This is a genomic window from Achromobacter pestifer (genome assembly GCF_902859625.1).
GTDB lineage: Bacteria > Pseudomonadota > Gammaproteobacteria > Burkholderiales > Burkholderiaceae_B > Achromobacter > Achromobacter pestifer.
The window spans coordinates 214,006-234,721 of record NZ_CADIJX010000003.1; the positions used below are offsets into that span (position 1 = coordinate 214,006).

Here is a 20,716-nt window from a genome sequence, read left to right on the forward strand (position 1 = left end):
CTCATTCTAGATTTTTGGTGATCCAACGATGAACCAACCACGTCCGCGCACTCCTAACTCCTCTTCTGATACTGTGCGCCGTCTGCGCTTACTGCCGCTCGTCGAAGCGCTGACTCTAGCTGTGTTGGGGACATCAACTGTGCCGTCCCACGCGCAATCGCCAGTAAGTGGAGCGTGGTTTGCGGCGCCGCAAAGCGGAAGCGCCGGTCGCGTTGCTCGCCCGCACGCGAGGCCCGAGTCCGGGATTGAGGCAGCGACTCTCAGACAGCAACAAGCCGCCCGGCAAAAGCTACAGCAATCGGTTGCGAATCTGGAGAGAACGGCGTCCGCCATTGCCGCTCAGCAAGCAGCGCAACGCGCGGCTCGAGATGCGGCCAGTATTGCATCCAGCGACGTGCCGGACGGTCTGGTGCGAGGTGGGCTATGGGACCGCGATGCCAATGGCGATTTGCTGGCATGGACAGGTGCCGAACGTGCTGTGCAGCAGGTCGACGGCCACGAGACCACGGTGAGCATCAAGCAGACCGAGAGTAAGGCCATTCTGAACTGGGATTCGTTCAACGTTGGCCGCAACACAACGGTCGATTTTCAACAGCAATCCAGTGATTCCGTACTGAATCGCGTTGTCGGCGCCGACGTTCGACCCAGCCAGATTCAGGGCGCCATCAAAGGCGATGGCACGGTGATGGTCGTTAATCAGAATGGTGTCATCTTCACGGGAACCAGCCAGGTCAACGTGCGAAATCTGGTTGTCGCGGCCGGCAACATCACGGACCCGCAGTTCCGCAACAGCGGCCTATACAACGGCACCAATCCTACCTTCACCGATGCAACCGGCAAAGTCAGCATTGAGGCTGGTGCGGTGATCCAGACAGCACAACCGGCAAGTTCCACTACCGGCGGCGGCTACGTACTGCTACTGGGTAAGGAGGTGGAAAACAGGGGCACACTATCGGCCCCCACGGGACAAGTGACGTTGGCTGCCGGTGACAACTTCGTCATCAGGAAGGGGTACGGTACCGAGGGCAACCAGACATCGACTACGCGCGGCAACGAGGTAACCGCCGGTGGCGGTGGAACTGTCATCAACAAGGGATTGATTCAGGCGCCCACGGGCGACGTTACGCTCACCGGGACCGACGTGGTGCAGGAAGGCGTGGTGTTGGCGACGACCTCGTTAGACGTTCGCGGGACGATACACCTTAACGCCACCGGTGCCGGTGGTAGAGTGGTTCTCGGTAAGGACGCCGTTACGGCCGTCCTGCTGGAAGACACCGACGCCACGGCGTTGGACGGTCAGCGGGACAGCCTGCTGGCACCTGTCGTCGATAACACCGACAACGGCATCGTCCCCGCCGACCCCTATCGGCGCGACCTGTCGCTGATTGAGATCAAGAGTGGGAGCACAGTAGATTTCGAGTCTGGCTCGCTGACGTTGGCTACAGGCGGTCAGATCGGCGTAGACGCAGGATCGCGCGCCTTGGTACGCGACGGCGCTGCGCTTGACGTTTCTGGTGCGATCGGTGTCAAAGTTGCGATGGAGGATAACAACCTCGCGATTAACGTGCAGGGCAACGAGCAGCGCGATAGCCCCGGCAACCGCGATAGTGGTGGCCTGAACAGCAGCGATATTTGGGTAGATCGCCGCTCGTTGATTTACGTACCTGCCGGCACTAACGGGGCGGAGAACGATCGTTGGTACACGGCGGGCGGCTTACTTGAAGTGAGCGGGTATCTAGCCACCAGCGGCCACAGCGTAGGTGAATGGATGGCCCAGGGAGGGACGGTACGCTTCACGGGTAATGAGGTCGTCACGCAGGCCGACTCGCAGATCAATCTTTCGGGTGGCACGCTGGATGTGCAAAGTGGGTACATCCGGCAATCGTGGCTTCGAGGAAGCGACGGTCGTTTGTACGAGGTCTCCAACGCCCCTGGAGACCTGCTCTATACCGGGCTGTACCGAGGCTATGAGACCACCAGCGCGCGCTGGGGGAACACCGAGTACTACTACAGTCCCCTCATCGGCCCCGCGCGTCGCTACGAACCCGGCTATACGGTAGGCCGAGACGCTGGCGTACTCGTGATAGGCACGCGCAATGCGGTGGTGGAAGGCGACATCGTGGGCGAGACGTTCCAGGGGGATCGTCAAACGCGGCCACCGCAGGCAGTGCTGGATGGTTACTACCAGTCGCAGGACGCGGTGTCGCGGGGTGCCCAGTTGGTGGTTGGCAGCTATACACCGTACTACGTCAAGGACAGCGGCACGCTGCAATACCGCCTTACGGCCGATGGGAGCACGATCCAGGACGTGATTCTCGGCACTACGGACGACAAGATCGCGGCCGGATTGGATTTCGGCACGGAACTGCCGGAAGATCGCCAGGACACGCTTTACCTCGACACGGAGCAGTTGAACGGCTTCGGATTGGGGACGGTCAGGATCGCGGCGCGCGGCGGCATCGCGGTGGACGGTGATCTTGTCGTTAACCCTGCGGGAGAGATCACGCTTTACGGTCCACAGGTCGAAGTCAATGCCAACTTGACAAGCCATGGTGGCCTCATTCGGTTAGGCAACGTGCTAAATCAGGTCAGCAGCAATGCCCGGATCGAAGACACAACTCTTACCGGGACCGCCGGCTCTACAGCATCCGTCAAAGTGGCTGACGGCGCGGCGATCGACGTGAGCGGACTATGGAGCAACTTGCTTCTGGACCCGGAGAACCTCGCCAATCTGCCTTATCAGGACGGCGGGAGCGTGTCGATTCGCAGCAGCGGTGACGTAATCCTAAGTCGGCAAAGCTTGATAGACGTTTCGTCTGGTGCCGCCGTGCTATATGACGGCAGCTTTCAAGGCGGTCGTGGCGGCAACATCACGCTTGCGGCCAATGCCAACAGCTCTTCAAGTAGTGGCGTGTTTTCGCTGCATGGTGACCTCCGCGGTTATGGTGTAGCGGGCGGCGGGACGTTGGACTTGCAGGCCGGCAGCATCCTGATCGGCTCGGAAACGGAGGATGAAGAGGCTGGGTCCCTGCAGATAGCAGGTAACTTCTTTGACAAAGGTTTCTCCAATTACCGAGTCACCGGCAACCGAGGTGTAGACGTAGCTGAGGGTACACAAGTCGACGTGCTCATGCCGGTATATCGTCTTGGTCCAGACGCGCAGTCTCTTGAGACCGGCCAGATGCCGCCGTTAGCCTTGGAGGTTTGGACACCGCCGTTGTACGGGGAGGATCCCGTCGCGGGTATGCTCACGCAGCGTAGCGGTGCGAGCCTCAGTCTGCAGGCAGGAACGCTTTTGTCGCCGCCGGAGGACCAAGCGAACATACAGGCGGTGATCGGACGTAACGCTGTCGTGCAAGTCGACCCGGGCCAGGCCATCGCGGTGCGCAGCATCGGCCAGTTGACTGTGGACGGAGCACTCTCCGCGCAGGGCGGAAGAATCGTCCTCGGATCAGTCTTCCCGGACACTACACCGGCTGATGCGGCGGGCCACGGCCGTTCTATCTGGATTGGAGAGCACGCCGTACTCGACGTAGCCGGTCGCGCGGTCACGGCAATTGATGAACTTGGCAATCGTTATGGCAGGGTGAGTGCAGGTGGAAACATCGTCATCGGTGGCGAATTCGACCCGGAAACCGGCGAGGCCGGGCGCCAGAGCGCCGCGACCGGGAACAATAACCCTGACAACCTGTTCGTAGTCATACGCGATGGGGCGCTACTCGACGCTTCGGGCTCCAGCGCTGTGTTGGACATACCGGGCCGAGGTGCGGTCGAGGTTGCCAGCGCCGGTGGCAGTATTACTTTGGCGTCGAGCAATGGGCTCTACCTAGATGGTCTGATGCGCGCGGCAGCGGGTGGCGCGGGCGCGGCCGGTGGCACTCTGACGGCCGTTCTGGAAGCGCCGCTCTATCGAAGCGAAGATGCCGGTGAACCGGTCCGCCAAGTACGTGAGTTGGTTGTGACTCAGAACAGCGCGGGAAGCGGCCTCGCATCAGGGATTGATGCCGAAGAGGCAGTTGGGTCGCTGGTGTACGGCCGTGGCCGCCTCGATGTCGCCCAAGTCAAGGGCGGCGGCTTCGATAACCTAGTGCTGGTTAGCAACGGACTGCTCAGCTTTGAGGGCGATGTTTCGCTCTCGCTGGGGCAGTCGTTGAGTCTGTATGCCGGCGCGATCGGGCTGTCGGATTCCGCTGCAGCAGACAGCCGCATCGAATTGGCGGCGCCGTACATCAGGTTGGCCGGTGCCGGTGCAACAGAATCGCTTCAGAACTACATTCGACCGACAGTGCGAGGCGGGGTCAGCAGCATATCCACGCAGGCGCCAGTGGGCAGCTTCCGCGCGGAGGCAGGCAAGTTGTTGGAAATGCGCGATGGGGTCGCCTTCGGTGCCCGCGGAGGCACGTCGGTAACTGAGGGCCTCGCAACGGCTGTCGACCGCCGTGGATTCGATGAAGTGGAACTGGTGAGCCAGGGCGATATGCGTTTCCTTGCTACGACCGTGATCGATGGCACTGTATTGAACACTCCGGGTGATCTGACCTTAGCGGCAGCGCAAATTTATCCGGCCACGGGAGCGAATGCGACGGTCTACGCGGGCTGGCGAGGTAGCAGCAGTGGAGATTTTGATCCTGAAAGGATACTGAAGCTCGGCCGCACGACCGATGAGAGCCCAGAGTTGCCATACTCGGTATTCGGCAGGCTGACGCTTGGAGCACGTACGATCGAGCAGGGGGCTATTCTGCGTGCGCCGTTAGGCGAATTGAACCTCGGCGTTCAGGCGACAAGCGGTACCACCCGGACAGTGAACTTACTAGCTGGAAGCCTGACCTCGGCCAGTGCAAACGGGCTGATCATGCCCTATGGAGGTACTAGCGACGGCGTGACATGGGAATACGATGGAGAGCAGGTCACGTTGCAGGGTGTGGGTACGTTGGCTATCGGCAGCGTTACGCTGACCGGACAAACCGTCGACGTAAACGAAGGTGCAATTATTGACCTGTCGGGCGGTGGCGAGTTGGCCGGCGCGGGATTCGTCTCGGGCCGTGGCGGTTCCACTGATGCACGCTATAACCCGCTGGTGCAGGTCGGCAGGCACGGCTTTAATCTGCCTGGGCTAGATACCAACCCGGTCTACGCGATTGTGCCAGGCGTGCAAGGGGGCCTCGCGCCTAGTGCCGCCAGCGAGGCCGGCGCAGTCGATCCAATACTCGGCCAGCAGATCACTATTGGCGCTGGCGTTCCGGGTCTGCCCGCTGGGACGTATACGCTGCTGCCTTCAACCTACGCCTTGCTGCCCGGGGCGTTCCGGGTGGAGATCAACGGTTTTTCTGGGCAGCGCGCAACGACCACCACGACGGCCCTGCGCAACGGCTCCTGGTCCACTTCCGGAGTGATGTCGATTGCCGGCACGGAGATCCGCGACAACCTAGCCGGTCAGGTGATCTTGACCGCGGCCGATACCCTGCGCACCTATTCCCAGTACAACGAAACGACATATGCCGATTTCGTCCGCGGGGATGCCGCCCGGCTGGGTGTACCGCGTGCGCAATTGGAGGCCGATGCCAAAACGCTACGGCTGCAATTGGTCGACCGCGACGTCGATAGTGACGAGATCAGCTTCCGATTCGACGGAATGGTACGTGGCGACGCTGCAGAGCACGGGTACGGCAGTACCCTCGCGGTGCTTGGGGACCGGATCGAAATTCTCGGTGACCGTGCCGAGCCGGACATGCAAGGTGGCGTGGCCGTGCGGGCATCGGACTTGAGCAAAGTCGATGTGAACCGCCTTGCGATCGGCGGCATGCCGCAAGCTATCTATGGCCAAGGTGGCAATTTGATCCGGTTTGACCGCGGGGGTGGACCGGCAAGGTCGATCATCATGCGCAGTGGTGCGGAGCTCGCCGCGCCCGAAGTGATGCTGATTGCGCAAGGAATCGGATCCAATAGTGGCACCATCGAAATCGAGCAAGGTTCGTCGATCAGAACTTTAGGCCAAGGCGCTGCCGCCTACGACTCAAGTGACGGATTTATCTACCAGCCTGGCGCAGCCAGTGTGCTTGCCGTGTCTAATGGCCGGTTGCAATGGCTAGCGGCACAATCGAGCGGCAGCGAACACGCCACACCGATCCGTATCGGCACATGCACGTCGGATGACTGCACAGGAACGACCCAGTTGTACTCCGAGGGCAGCATTGCCTTCGTCACCGACAACGATTTTGAACTCGACGATGCGGTGCGCTACGGGACCCGCCACCTAAGCCTGGGCGTCGGTGCTTTCAACATCGGTAGCGCCGAGGCTTTGGCTGCGGCATCTGCGCGCGGTTCGTTGACCGCGGGTCTGGTGTTGAACCAGCAGGTAATGGAACGCCTACTGCAAGGAGATACAAGCACAGGAGCACCAGCTCTCGAGACGCTGGAGCTGATCGCCGGCCAGTCGGTCAACTTCTTCGATACAGTAACGCTATCCACCCTCGATGCAAATGGAGTGTCCTTGTTGGACAATCTGATTCTGACCACACCGGCGATCTATGGCTATGGTGGGTCAGACGATGTGGCGCTGATCCAAACCGGCAACTTGATCTGGAATGGTTCTGGCGACACGCCCGGGGCCGTGGCATCGGGTGGTGCAGGGACCGGGACGGGCACTCTGGCAATCGAGGCCAAACGGATCGAGTTTGGCTATGGTGCAAATAGCCAACCCGATGGCGTAAGCACAGTGGATCGTTTAGCGCTGGGTTTTGCCAACGTCGGCCTGCGTGCCAGTGACCGGATCACAGCCAACCACAAGGGTTCGCTCTTGGTTTACCAGAGCCAGGGCGATTACGTGAGTGGGGAGGGCTATCAATACAGTGGCGGTAACCTCAGCCTCGTTACGCCGTTGCTCACCGGTGAAGCCGGTTCGGTCAATGCAATCACCGCTGGGGGCAGCATCACCACGATGGCCCCCGAAGCCGGGGCGACCGATTCGTCCGAGGTCGCTGATCTTGGGGCAGAGTTGTCGCTGACTGCAGGCCAAGGGCTGAGCCTGGACACCACCGTGGCGCTACCCAGCGGAAAACTAACGTTGAGCGCCGGCGGCGATGTATCGCTTGGGGCGCGCGCGCATCTGGATCTGTCCGGGCGTAGCATCGAGTTCTTCGACGATGAGGATGCCACCCAGTACAGTTGGGGCGGCGATGTAAAGCTGGACAGCAGGTCCGGCAACATCCGCCAAGCCTCGGGTTCGACCATCGACTTGTCGGCTGAGTACAACCAGGCGGGCCGGTTGACCGTCGTTGCGCTCAGCGAAGGTGCCGGATTGGTGGATCTGCAAGGGCAGGTTCTCGGCAGCGCAAGCGGGCACTACAACGCTGGCGGCACTCTCGTGCCCTATCTTGCCGGCGGGGTCGACATCTACGCCCAGCGCTTGGGGGAGACGGGTAGTCTGAGCGAGCAATTCGCCGCGCTCAACCAGCGTCTGAACGATGGCGAGGTGATTGGCCTGCGCAGCTTCCAGCTCAAGCAAGGTGACCTGACCATCGGCAGCGATCTCAAGGCAACGGAGGTCAATGTCTCCCTGGACAATGGCCGCCTCACCGTGGACGGCGTTATCGACGCGAGCGGAGAGCGGGTTGGCTCCATCCGCCTGGCGGGCCGGCAAGGCCTGACGTTGGCCGGCAGCGCGGTACTCGACGCCCATGGCTCCGTGCTGCGCGTGGACAGCTACGGTCAGATCATCGACAGCCCCAACCGCGCCATCGTCGAGCTGAACTCGGGAGATGGTCAACTGACACTGGCCGAGGGTGCGCGTATCGACCTGCGCCATGGGACTGAGGCCGAAGTCGGGACGGGCAAGGGCCAGCACGATGGCCGCGCCCGTGGCACGCTGGAACTGAACGCCCCGCGCCTGGGCGGCGCGACGTCGGGCGATATCGATATCGATGCCAGCGGCAGCGTGGACATTCAGGGCGCTCGGTCCATTGCCGTCAATGCCATGCAGCGCTACGACGATGCCGCCTACGGCACCGACGAGGCTGCCAGCGGCCGACCCTACCAGGTTATCGATCAGGCCTACTTGGATGCCAAGCACGCCGATAGCACGGACTTCATCAATGTGGCGCTGGCCAACAGCGATTTGCTGGGCAACAAGCTGGCGGGGCTGAACAACGCCACCTATCGGGATGCTTTCCACCTGCGCCCTGGGGTGGAGATCGTCAGCGCCACGTCCGATGGCGACATTATCGTGAGTGGCGATCTTGACCTGTCGGGTCACCGCTATGCGAGTCTGAATCCCCACACGCAGCGGACGTCAGTGTATGGCTCAGGCGAAGCGGGTGCACTGGCAATTCGTGCCGGTGGCGACTTATCTATTTTCGGGAGTGTCAACGACGGTTTTGCGCCACCGCCGGACACTCCGGACGATAACGGCTGGGTATTGACTCCGGGCGTGCAGGGTTATGGCGGAGACGTCATCGTGCCCGGCTCGGGAGTGGAGCTTGCCATGGGTACCCGATTCCCTGCTGGCAAGACACTGAACTACGCCGTACCACTTGCGGACATGACTTTGCCGGCGGGGACGGAGCTACCGATACAGGGTGTTCTGGCGTCAGACCTGACGGTGCAGTCAGGAACGGTGCTGCGCGCTGCCGTTCGTGATGCGTCCGGCACTATCCTGTACGCGGCAGGCACGGTCATGGACACCGCAGTGACACTGCCGGCTGGAACCCGCCTGGATGCCGGGTCGAGGCTACTGCAGGCGGTTCCATTGGCGGCGATGAGTTGGCCGGCGAACGTGGCGCTTCCTGTTACAGCAACGCTTGCTGCGAGCGTCGCGTTACCCGTGGGCGCCGTTATTCCTTCCATGACAGATGTCAAGCTGCCAGGCGATGCCGTGTCGGTGCCGCTGCGCACTGTGACTGGGGACCACATGGGACGCAACTGGGCGGTCGCGGCCATGCTGCCGGAGGGGTCCTTGTCGTGGAGCCTGCGGCTGGTGGCCGGCGCAGACACCGCCGCTGCCGATCCCCGGTTGACGCGGCCCGGAGCGAACGGCCGGCTTGTACTTGCTGATAGCCACTACAGTCTTTTCAACCAGCACGAGAGAATCGTCATCCCCGGTACGCCGGAACAGCCGGGAGGAGCTTGGTATTGGAATGAACTGGGTGAGCTGTTCGGATTTGAGCCAGGCACGCCAGTACCATCGGAATGGGAGTCGCTGTGCAGTGATGGTTTTTGCGATCGCGTCACCTACGTTTGGAACGAACAGGGTGAACTCTTTGGGTTCGTCCCAGGGACGCCCGTTCCGCCCGAGTGGGAGTCCCTGTGTGCCGATGGCTTCTGCGTTTCCTTGGGCGAACCAATTCCCGGCACGCCCGACCAAGTCGTCGTTGGCGATGTGACCAAAGTGATCCCCGTGGCGCAGAACTTCAGTGTGCTACGCACGGGGACCGGCGATCTTGATCTGATCGCCGGCGGCGATGTCGCCATGCAATCGCTATACGGTATCTACACGGCGGGGACCGCCACGGCGTCTCAGGCCGGGGGCGAGGCTGCTGCCTTTGATCGCGCGCGTGGCAAGGCTGCTGACGGTACGTACTTGAACACCAGTCGTAGTGCCGAACCGATCGAAGGAGAAGAAGGTACCGGCCCGATCTACGAATCGCTGGTAGACGGCGGCCCGAACAACACCTACGCGGCCTGGTACCCAGATGGCGGTGGCAACCTGCTGCTGCGTGCGGGCGGTAATCTAACTGGCGACCTGCTTGCGACCTACGAGCCGGGCAATCCCGGCGAGGATCTGAGGCCGCAGCGCGGTAGTGCAAACATTGGCAATTGGCTGTGGCGCCAAGCCAGTGGCGGCACAGTTGGTGTGGACCCTATCGCGACCAGTTGGTGGATCAACTTCGGCACCTATATCCGTGGCGCGCGCGTGACGAACACTACCTACAACTTGGGCAATGTGGACAGCGAAGCAGTAGCTGCCATACCGGAACTGGTGGGGTTTACTGGGATTGGCACTTTGGGGGGAGGTAACCTGTCTGTCGAGGTGGTCGGTAACGCAGGCCTGCTGTCTCGTCGCGGTGTGGCCTACAACAACGTGCCTCGTAGCGAAGGTTTGGTGCTTGCTATAGGGAGTAGCGGACGCGTCACGAGCGATGGCGATCTTCTACTCACGGGGGGGGGAGATCTGCGATTGCACGTCGGTGGGGACGTCAACGCCGGGCTGCAGGCGCGTGCTACCTCCAGCAGCGGCAGCCCCGACGCTGCTGCTGACGACTACCGATTGCAGAACCCAGATCTTAACGGCGTGCTGACGAATCTGCGCGGTGCCGTGCAGATGCAGGCAGGTGAGTTGGGTGGCATCGCCCTGACTCATTACCGCACCGCTATAAATCAATCCAATTCCAGCGAGGTGCGTGCCTACGATCCATATACGGCCACGCTCGGTACGCCTACGGGTGGCATCGTTTTGATGTTGGGCGATGCCACAGCTGCGCTGGCTACACGTGGCGACCTCGTTCTAGCCGGCAGCGGAGATCCGGGACGGGTGCGACTCCCGGATTCGTTGCCCTACACCTACGGCGAGACACCTTACCAATCGGGCGGCTACGGCTGGTTCTCGTTGTGGACCGAGAATACCGCCATTAATCTGATGTCAGGGGGGGGCGATCTTGCGCCTGTGGCCCAGTTGGATCTGAACTCAAATCTAAGCCCCTATCAGCGCGACTATGCCGCCACTGACGGCCGTCTGGTTTATCCGTCCCAGTTGAATGCATCGGCTGCATCGGGCAGTGTGTTCCTGCGAGGAGATCCGATGTCGTCCTTGATCCTGGCGCCCTCGATGAATGCCAAGCTGAGCGTCTTGGCGGGGGACTCAATCTATGCTGGAGGCTTTGCTATCACCCAGTCCGGGGCTGGCGTCGACGCCATACCTACACCGTTCCGGCCGGCCTTCGCCGCCAGCCAGTCCTCGAGCGGGGCGCTACAAGTAGATAACCTGTCGAATGAGGCGATCTTGCCGGATGTCACTATTGGCAGGTTTCCGATCTTCGCGTTCGGCGCAAATAATGCGGCCAATGCTACGCAGCGAACGCAAGCACCCGTGAGACTGTACGCGCGGGACGGCGACATCGTTGGTCTGGAAAGTGGCGGAATCCTAGAGTTCACGTTCGGCGGGCGGCTCGGCCAGACTTGGTACGAGGGCGCTGGTCCCGTGTGGATGCGGGCGGGGCGCGATATCGTCCGATCCGGGACAGTGCTTGGCCAACCGTCTGGAATTCCGGAGGAGATTAGACAGACCGCTTCAGGGAGCGGAAATGGCACCAGAACCGGCAACTTATTCGTTCACAACGACATCACCGACGTCTCCATCGTCGAAGCGGGTCGCGACATTCTCTATAGCGCGTTTGACATAGCAGGCCCCGGTACCTTGGAGATTACGGCTGGCCGCAATATCCTGATGGCTGGCCAGGTCGGTCAAACCCTACAGGGGCAGCCGATATACGGCGAGACGGCGGTGAATAGCATCGGGCCCATCCTTCCAGGTGACAGCCGTCCCGGAGCCAGTGTTGTCCTGCAGGCTGGTCTTGGTACCCACGGCGCCAACTACCAGGCCCTCATCGACCAGTATCTGACTTTGGCTAACCTCGCGGAGACGGGCACCCCCTTGGCCGATCAACCGGGCAAGGTTGCGAAGACCTACGAGAACGAGTTGGTCGAATGGCTGGGGGATCGCTATGGTTTTGAGGGATCGGCCGACGAGGCGCTTGCGTACTTCACGGGCTTGGCGTCCGAACAACAGCGCATCTTCGCACGACAGATCTATTTCGCCGAATTGCGAGAAGGCGGCCGCGAGTACAACGACCCGGACGGCCTGCGGCCCGGGAGCTACCTGCGCGGACGCAATGCCATTGCCACATTATTCCCGACCGCAGATGCGCAGGCCAACAAGATCGCCTACGAGGGCAGTGTTCTCTTATATGGAGGGGCCGGCATTCACACTGACCTTGGCGGTGACATCCAGGTCCTCACTCCAGGTGGCACCCAGACCTACGGTGTCGAGGGCGAAGCACCGCCCTCCACGGCGGGCTTGATTACGCGTGGGCAGGGCAACATTCAGCTTTACTCCTTCGACAGCATCCTGTTGGGCCAAAGCCGCATCATGACCACGTTCGGCGGCGACATACTGGCCTGGTCCGCGGAAGGCGATATCAACGCCGGTCGGGGCTCGAAGACCACTGTGGTCTATACCCCGCCCCGACGGGTCTATGACGATGTGGGCAATGTGGAAATCTCGCCGGACGTGCCCAGCACCGGTGCAGGTATCGCCACGCTTAACCCCATTCCCGAAGTGGAGCCTGGCGATGTCGACCTGATCGCCCCGCTAGGCACTATCGACGCCGGCGAGGCCGGTATTCGTGTTTCGGGCAACGTCAACATCGCGGCGCTTCACGTCGTCAATGCGGCGAACATTCAGGTGCAAGGCGAGGCCAGAGGAATTCCTGTGCTCGCGGCCGTCAATGTCGGTGCACTGACTTCCGCAAGCGCAGCGGCCTCATCTGCAACCCAAGCGGCAAGCGAAGTGGTGCGTCAGCAGCAAGCTGCGGCGCGCCAGAACCAGCCTTCGATGATCTCAGTACAGATACTTGGATTTGGCGACGAGGCTATATAGACAGCGGCCACATCTACCTCTCTCATGTATGTACATAAAGGAGCGATCATGAACATCAGAGACCTCGCGGGACCCGCCTTGATGGCATTGGCAACCATCGGTGTGCCGAACCCGTCGACGGCGCAGGTCGTAGGCGGCGGAGCTACGCTGCCGGAAGACCTCTACAACGACGACATCCTAGTCAGATCACCGTTGCCGGGATTTAGTGCCTATGTCGGTGTCGGTAGCGGTTTGGGCAAGGCCGCTTTCTTCAATAATGATCCCGTGCTACTCGACCCTACCGGGCTCGTCTTGAGCCCGGGTACCACGGTGGACTACGCCGGAAGCGACTCTTTGGTGACTGCGATTGAGGAGGATGCTTACAACGCCCACCCTACGTTCGGTGCCGCGAGCTACGGTGCCCTGATTCAGATTCCAACGGCGCTCACCTCAGTCGCAGTGCCCTACAACATCACGGGGTATTCAGCTGTGAATCTTACCAGCGCCCAACTGGCTTCGATCTTCGCTGACCCGATGGTCGTTCGCTGGAACCAGATTCCCGGCTTCGAGTTCCTGCCAGGCAACCGCCTGATCAAGGTGATCTACCGTTCTGAGGGCAGCGGCACCAGCGAGATCTTCCTGCGTCACCTGAACGCCGTGAATCCAGCCCTAGTAGCTGCGTTCCGTAACACATTCGCATCTGTGGTGAACGTGAGCAATACCAGTAAGTACATCGCTGCTACGGGTGACGACGGCGTCGTGGCGGCCCTGGCGGCGCACCCCGATTCCATCACCTACGTCAGCCCGGACAAGGTGGCGTTCAACGATCCGACCCAGGTCGTGGCGATCACCCGCACGATTGGCGGTGTGACTCAGAACCTGCTACCACCCGATGTCAACATTACGAACGCGCTGACGGACATCGATCCTCCCACGGGTGCGTCTGCTCTTCAGGCGCGGAACTGGGGCATCGGCTTTGTCGCTTCAGGCTCGAGTCCTCTAGCGAATCCCGTCCAGGGATATCCGATCGTGGGCGCGACCAACCTGATCTTCAGTCAGTGCTATGAGAGCCTGGTCGACGCAACCCGTATTCGCCAACTTCTGTCGCAGCACTATGCGCCCGGCTCAACCGTGAACGACGCGATGATCGCCGAGCATTCATTCTTCAAGTTGCCCGAGAACTGGAGGAGCGCGATTTTCAACGCGTTCTTCGGCAACGACAGCGTGCAGCGGATCGGCAATCCCGACGTTTGCACCGGCGTAGGTCGGCCGGCCTGACTGGCTCGACCGGAGGAAAACCAAAGGAGCTCGTGTATTGAAGGGCATCGCGGCACCAGCGGCTCGAATGGGCTCCAGTGCCAGCACGCGGCGCGCCGAGTATTTCGGCCGGGGCCACCGCGGAGGTAGTACATCTGCAAAAGGCGACGGCGGGCCAATACCGGCCATCGTTGATCTCGGTAAAGATCCTGGGCTTTGGCACCCAAGCCCTGTAGGGAATATTCGGCAACAAACTCTTCTCTATGACCAGGAGCAAATCATGAAACGCCTCAGTGTGTATCGACTCCTATTGGCGTCAGCGGCGGCGCTGGGTGCGCCAGCCGCGCTTACCCAACAAGTCATCGGCGGTGGTTCCACACTGCCCGCCGAATACTATGGCACCGCGGTAGGCAGCGGCATCTTGACCAACGTTCCTTTGCCGGGTTTCGCACCCTACGTCCCGGTCGGCTGTGGTGCAGGCCACCAAGCGTTCTTTAGCAACGACTCGATGTGGCTCGGACTGCCTGCTGGGACCACGGTGGACTATGCGGGTTGCGAATCGTCGGTTACCGCAGCCCAAGCGGCTGGATACGCAGCCAACAGTTTGTCCATATTCGGTCCGCTGATTCAAGTACCGGTGGCACTTACTACGGTTTCTGTGCCATTCAATGTGCCAGGTTTGACCTCGTTGAACCTGACCAGCCAGCAACTGGCCGATATATTCGCAGGCAACATCACGACCTGGAGTGCCGTCGGCGGCCCCAGCCAGCCAATCACCGTGGTCTATCGGCTCGACAGTAATGTCGCTACGGAGATGCTCACACGCCACCTCAATGCAGTCAACAGCGCCGCAATACCGTCGGTGAGCGGCACCTTCGCCTCTGTGGCGGACGTCAGTGGCCCGAATTACGTCGGTGCCTCTGGCAGCAATGCAGTGGTCTCTGCGGTGACCACAACGCCTTTCTCAATTGGCTACGTCAGCCCCGACTTCGTTGCCTCCGAGGATCCGACCAAAGTTGCAACCATCAATGGCTGGCTACCTTCCGCGGCGAGTCTACAGCTTGCACTGCAAGATGTCCCTATCCCGACCGGTGGAGCGCGGGCCAACCCCTTGGCTTGGGGCATCAACAATCCTGACCCGACCGCTGGTTATCCGATCGTCGCAACGACCAACTTGATTTTCAGCCAGTGCTACGCGAACCCCATCGACAACGCCAGAATCCGCTCCTTCTTTAACGCGCACTACACCGGCGGCAACGATCCCGTGACCGCGTATCCGCTTCCGAGCGTATGGAAGCAGGCGGTTTGGGATACTTTCTATGCCCTGGTGACTCCGCTGAGCATCGGCAATCCTGATGTTTGTAATGGCATTGGTCGCCCCAGTTAATCCCGTCTGGTCACGAGTAGTTGCTAGGCGAACAAAAACGGCTTCCCACCGGGTCTAGCAAGCGACGACAACGCTATTAGATGCGCACACCCGACGACGGATAGGAGTGGTCCGGGCTGCGATCTCTTTGACTTTCAATCAGGGTGAAGCAATGAAGACAATCCGGAAATTCCTATTAACGCTCTCGTGCGCGACGCTCGGTGCCACCAGTATGGCGTCTGCGCAGTCGATGGTCGGTGGCGGCGCATTGCCCCCTAAAGGCTGGTTCGATGAAGTGGGCGCAACCCTGCCAAGCCCGTGGAGCTATACCTTCGTCGGCAGTGCAGCGGGCAAGCGCGCTTTCATCGAGAACGAACCTTCGATCCATGGCCTGGTGGATGAGAACGACCCGGCCCGTAATCCTTGGCCGTCTACGCAGACGGTCCACTTCGCCGGCACGCAGATTCCGCTGACCCAGGCCGAACTCGCCCTTTATGCGCCCAACGAGATTCAGTGGGGTCCACTGATCCAGGTTCCGGTCGCACTCGTGCCGGTATTCCTGCCGTTCAACAGGCCGGGCGTGGGGGAGATGCAGCTCAGCGTGGCTCAGGTGTGCCGGATATTCTCCTATCAGCCAGGCTATCGCACTTGGGGACAGCTTTTCGGAACGGCGGACATTGCTCCGATCTCGATCGTTTACCGGCAGGAGTCGGCAGAGACGACGGCACTGCTCACGGAATATCTGGCTGAGCAGTGCGATGGCTATCTGCCTGCAGGATATGCTTTCACGAGGTCTCCGAACTTCGAGCAGGCCGTGCAGTCGGCACTGCCGGCCGACTCGGTAGGCATGCCGGTCTCCTGGGTGGCGACGCTTGGACCCGAGGCGCTGCTCGATGCGTTGGCGGCGGGATCGAACCACATGGCCTATGTGCGCGCAGACGAATGGCCCGATGACCAGCCTGATTTCAACCAGTTCGCATCGATCAGCGGTTATCTCGCCACGCCCGTCAATGTCACGTCGGCGCAGCCAGTGCCGCCGACGCTGCCGTCAGAACTGTCCGAGCCAGCGAACTGGGCGCCGTTGCATGACTTGTCCGCACCGGGGTACCAATTGTATGGGCGCGCGTACCTGCTGGTGAACCAATGCTACCTCGCGCCAGGGGTAGAGGGTGAAGTGAAGGAGTTCTTGCAGAAGCTGATCAATCCGGCCGGTCAGCTCCCGGACAATCTAGTTGCGCTTCCGGCCGCGTGGCGTGCGGCGATCACGAATGCCCTTCTGGACAGCGCGTCCGGATATGCTCTCGATATCGGGAATCCGGATGTGTGCACGGCCGGCGGCCGGCCGTAGCGTCCTGTTGATGTGGCGAGCGTGCGGGCGTCCGACGCGCTGCCCGGCAAGGCTGCAGCCATCCACTCAGTTCAGCGGAACGACCCGTCGGTATTGCATCGCTGGGCCAGTGCTTGGGCGCACGCCAAGAACGACCTCGAGGCCCGACGCCGGGGTCCTGGCTTGGCCGGCCGCTGGTAGCCGGCGCCAGCCCTGCTCGGGCTCCCACGCGCGTACTTCGAACGACGCAATGCCTTCCAGCACCGCAACACGATCGGCGGGCTGTGGCGCGGGGAATGGATAGCCGCTCACCGCTGGGCCGGCCGCGCGATAGAGCGTGCCGGACTGGAGCCACCATTGCACGCGCTGCCAACGCCCCGGCGCGGCCGGCGCAGCGCGCACGAGCTCGATCAGAAACGACGCTTGGCTTGAACGACGGACCTCCATGCCCATCGGCAATAGCGCGATCGGCAATGGTGGCCTGACACCACCGGGCGTCTGGGCGGTTGTACCTTCCTCATCTTGGGGCGCCACATCAAGGGCCGCGGACGGTAGCTCGACAGTGGTGCGCCACGTCAGGTCCCGTTCGATCTGCTGCAGCGTGCGCATCAGACGCGCGGTTTCCTCGGTGCGCACCTGCAGTTGGGTGTTGGCGCGGCTCATGCTGTCCAGGCCTCGCCAGGCGAGGATGCTGATGACCGCCATGATTACGATGGCGATCATGACCTCGATGAGGGTGAAACCCGATTGGCTGCGCTGTTCTCCGAGCCGGTTCGTCCTCTTCATCGACGCCGCTCCAGGAGCCGTGATTGGAGACTGGCGAGACGCTGGTCGCTGTTGCGACCCAGATAGACGTCGACCGAGACCGAACGTACCCCCTGCTGAGAAGGGCCAATCTGCACGCGGCACACGAACGGCTGATCGGCCTGCGGACACGGGATCTGCTGCAGGCCGGCCGACGGCAGCGTACCGATCTGCAGTTCGGCCAGGCTGCTTTCCGCTGAGAGCATCGCAAGTGACCGCTGCTCAAGAAGTCCCTGATTGGTCGCCGTCTGGCTAGTGAGTCGAACGAACGCCGCCAGCGCAATGCTGATGATGGCAAGCGCGATCAACACTTCGATGAGGGTGAAGCCCGCTTGGCGCTGCGGCCTTGAACGTCGATGGGAGGTGGGGTGTACGTACATGCGTCATTGCACCTGGAAGCCGCCGGTGGCGTCGCGCACGACAGTGACCTTGTATGGGCCGCTGCGCAGTTCCAAGTACAGGGGGGCGCCAATCCATTCCGAGGTCAGCAGCAACGGATTGGCGGGCGTGACCTCTACCGGATTGGCGCGCCAGCGTCGAGGGCGCAGCGCATCATCCTGCGCGAAGCGATCGAGCTCGCCACCCGTCGACACCACCGGGACGACACTGCCGGGTGTGTTCACCCAGGTACCTCGCACGAACTGGTAGCCGTCACCGCGCGCCTCCCAGGCAATGACCCGGCCATCGATGCGCACTTCATGCTGCGCGCTGGTGAGCCGCTGCGCGAGTTCGCGTGCATCGAGCCGCAGGGGCTCAGCGGGATCGGGTGCAACGTTTAACGAAATCGCGGCCGCGGCGATACCGATGATGACGAGCACGACCATCACCTCGATCAGCGAGAAGCCACGACTTCGATGCAGCGGATTCATAAGACAGCGTCGCCATTTCAGGCTGGGCAGATGTAGATCTGCGGGAGTTCCAAAAAATAATAGGCGCGGAATGTGGCGTTGACATGAACCGCCAACACGTATCTGCTAATACTGATCGTTTTTCCCGACAAACGCAGCGCGTCTCTGCTCCCACTTACCGACCTAGAAGGAGTTGCACGATGACCCGAACATGGAAATGGCCCTCCTCGGTGCCGCCGGCGCGCCTAGTGCCGGTGTTCGGCCTGGTCGCGGTGCTCGCCAGCGTGGCCTTCTGGGGCTATAGGCTGTACCAACCGAAAGCGGCACCGCCGCCGGCTCAGGCAGCCCAGGCCGCCGTGGCGGATCCCGCTGCCGAGACGGTCGCTGCGTGGCTGGGCCCAGGGCAACTGCGCCTGAACGTTGCCGTGGTCGGCCTCATCCGTCGACATGACCGTGCGGTAGCCGTCCTGACAGTCAATGGCGCGCCACCGAAGGCCTTCATGACCGGCGAGACCTTGATGCGCGATGTCACCCTCGTGTCCATCGAGCCTGATGCGGTGACGGTTGACCGCGCCGGTGATCCCATCCGCATCGCAGCACCTTCACGACCCGACTACGGCCCTCCCGGTCTCGTGCGAGTTCCTTGACCGGCCATTCCGTGTATCAATGCGGCGCACATATCTTGCGCGCGCTATGCACGGGCTGCGGTCGATCGCGTGGCTCTATGTGACAAACTCGGGTGTTCCTGTCATTTCCCTGAAAAGGAACTCGGTGCGCTCCGGTCATATCCGGACAATGTGTGCACCCTTCTCTTGCATGAGGCCGCGACTTATCGCGCTGGCACCAAGGGAGATTGCACGGGCGGCGACGGCGGTCGTTGCGGTGTTGCGGACCTGCCGAAATTAGACCCCATGCGAATCGAAGTGGCGGAACGATTGAACACCCCGAGTTCGTTCGGCGGTCGTTGCGCAGTGCGCGCTGACATCGGCTCCAGAGCCCTGTCGTTGGGCGCTTTCGCGCTCCGTGGGGGCGTCGCCAACTGGCGGTTCAAGCACTCATAAGGTAGCGCTGGAACCCCGTTGACCTCGACCGTAACGCAGGCGGACTCATCGCTCGCTTCGGTCGCAATCGCTGATCCGCACGTCATGGAAATCAGCACGATGAAGTAGGTGTGACGGCGCATGGCAGCCTCCCGTTTGTTGATGCGCAATCGACAATTGTCGCTCTTTGGTATGAGCCTGTGATTACAGAGACGCCGCCGCGAATGTTGGGGGTTTTACTTCATTACCGCGTCATTTACATCACGTAAAGTTTGTAGCAATAAGGAAGTGGTTTGGCGGCGTGGGACCGGGGGTCCACGCGACTCTCACGACTGAACCAATCACGGCTGGGAGACACACACATTCCCGATCACGGTAGCGCGTAAGCGTAGCAGCAACTTGTTGCGTGTGACGCGCGCGTGCGTTCGCCCAGTCAAGGCAGCCAATTCGAACAACCACAGGTTGCGGCCTGCGCGTCGTTCACGTACGGGGCGGATGGAGAAGTCTGGATGAGGAAAAGGAAAGCGAGGCCAAATGTCTCACTAAACCCGGCCAGGAGTGTGTCGATGCAGACCTTGGACAAGGAACTGTCCAAGCATGTGGAGATCGCTCGAGAAAGGCCTGTACCAGTAGATCGGTATGGTGTGCCGTGGGTGTGGATCGTGTCGCATGTGTTGTGGGTGGACATCGACCATCTGAAGTCTTTTGTACCCGAGAACCATGCGTTGGTTTACTTGCGGGAGGCGGTCGACAGCGTCCTCGCCTACGAAGGGCATGTCATGAGCGATCTCACCATGCAGTGCACCAGCGGCGTCGATGCGCGGATGATCACGCGCGCATGGCTGTTGCAGGTGGTCTATTCGTTGGCAGACCCCAAGCACCTGCGTGAGGCCCTTGGGTACAACATGCTGTGGCGTTGGTTCGTGGGCTACACGGCGCGATCCGAGCCATTACCCGAACCGCAGGCGTTCATTCAAGACATCAAGATGGTCAGCGCCGATCCGCATGTGATCGACATCGTGTACCGCGCACTGACCCACGGCGCTTTGCTCAATGCAGACACCGAAGAGTTCTGCATCAATCACGGTTTGCTGCATACCTTGCGCGCCCATCACGCCGATGCGATGGACTCGTCAGAAGCTGATCAGCCCGTGCCGCCTCAACGCGAAGGAGGCGAGCAGACCATGACTGATTAAGTCACCGGCCTGCGGGGGCGCATCCGAGTTCACCTTCATTCTCCCGAGCTTTAGCTCGGGCGGTGCTTTCTATCGCCCGCGAATCCGTGTTTGTGCCCCTTCGATGAAAAAAGCTCCCGATCTTTTTACATCAAGAGGTCAAGAGTGATCTTTAACCTATTGCGTTTGTGGCGTGCCTGCCAAGGCACGCCACAGAGGATTTCTTTGTCGTCACTTCGGTGGCATCAGAACAATTGAGGGGCTTGCAGTT

General features: G+C 61.2%; 9 protein-coding genes. 6 read left to right on the forward strand and 3 right to left on the reverse strand.

Features of this window, described 5'->3' with window-relative positions:
- Positions 1–28 precede the first annotated feature (28 nt).
- The 4 genes from HV753_RS12680 to HV753_RS12695 all read left to right on the forward strand — a co-directional run bounded on the left by HV753_RS12680 (position 29) and on the right by HV753_RS12695 (position 16,599).
- The gene (locus HV753_RS12680; RefSeq protein ID WP_175174846.1) at positions 29–12,649 is read left to right on the forward strand and encodes a filamentous haemagglutinin family protein; all 12,621 of its coding nucleotides are present in this window, start codon (positions 29–31) and stop codon (positions 12,647–12,649) included.
- Positions 12,650–12,697: 48 nt separating this feature from the next.
- Complete coding sequence (locus HV753_RS12685) at positions 12,698–13,906, forward strand: substrate-binding domain-containing protein (protein ID WP_175174847.1); 1,209 nt, start codon at positions 12,698–12,700, stop codon at positions 13,904–13,906.
- A 259-nt stretch (positions 13,907–14,165) separates the two neighbouring features.
- Positions 14,166–15,272 (forward strand): substrate-binding domain-containing protein, encoded by a 1,107-nt coding sequence (locus HV753_RS12690; protein ID WP_175174848.1) that lies wholly within the window; start codon positions 14,166–14,168, stop codon positions 15,270–15,272.
- A gap of 151 nt (positions 15,273–15,423) precedes the next feature.
- Positions 15,424–16,599, forward strand: coding sequence for a substrate-binding domain-containing protein (locus tag HV753_RS12695; RefSeq protein ID WP_175174849.1), 1,176 nt, complete (start codon positions 15,424–15,426; stop codon positions 16,597–16,599).
- A 66-nt stretch (positions 16,600–16,665) separates the two neighbouring features.
- Here the strand turns inward: HV753_RS12695 and HV753_RS12700 are convergent, their stop codons facing one another.
- Genes HV753_RS12700 through HV753_RS12710 form a run of 3 tightly spaced genes read right to left on the reverse strand, consistent with a single transcriptional unit; the run spans position 16,666 to position 18,251 of the window.
- On the reverse strand, positions 16,666–17,364 hold the full coding sequence (locus HV753_RS12700) for a prepilin-type N-terminal cleavage/methylation domain-containing protein (RefSeq protein WP_175174850.1): 699 nt from the start codon (positions 17,362–17,364) through the stop codon (positions 16,666–16,668).
- A complete protein-coding gene (gene gspI / locus HV753_RS12705) occupies positions 17,361–17,762 on the reverse strand; it encodes a type II secretion system minor pseudopilin GspI (RefSeq protein ID WP_175174851.1) in 402 nt (133 codons plus the stop codon). The genes HV753_RS12700 and gspI overlap by 4 nt, the downstream gene beginning before the upstream one ends.
- Positions 17,763–17,765: 3 nt before the next feature.
- Positions 17,766–18,251 (reverse strand): prepilin-type N-terminal cleavage/methylation domain-containing protein, encoded by a 486-nt coding sequence (locus tag HV753_RS12710; RefSeq protein WP_175174852.1) that lies wholly within the window; start codon positions 18,249–18,251, stop codon positions 17,766–17,768.
- 179 nt (positions 18,252–18,430) lie between these two features.
- Between HV753_RS12710 and HV753_RS12715 the strand changes: the two genes are divergently transcribed.
- Entirely contained in the window at positions 18,431–18,877 is a 447-nt protein-coding gene (locus HV753_RS12715; protein ID WP_175174853.1) for a general secretion pathway protein GspC, read from the forward strand.
- Positions 18,878–19,836: 959 nt separating this feature from the next.
- Positions 19,837–20,466, forward strand: a complete 630-nt coding sequence (locus HV753_RS12720; RefSeq protein ID WP_175174854.1) for a transposase — start codon at positions 19,837–19,839, stop codon at positions 20,464–20,466.
- Positions 20,467–20,716 lie beyond the last annotated feature (250 nt).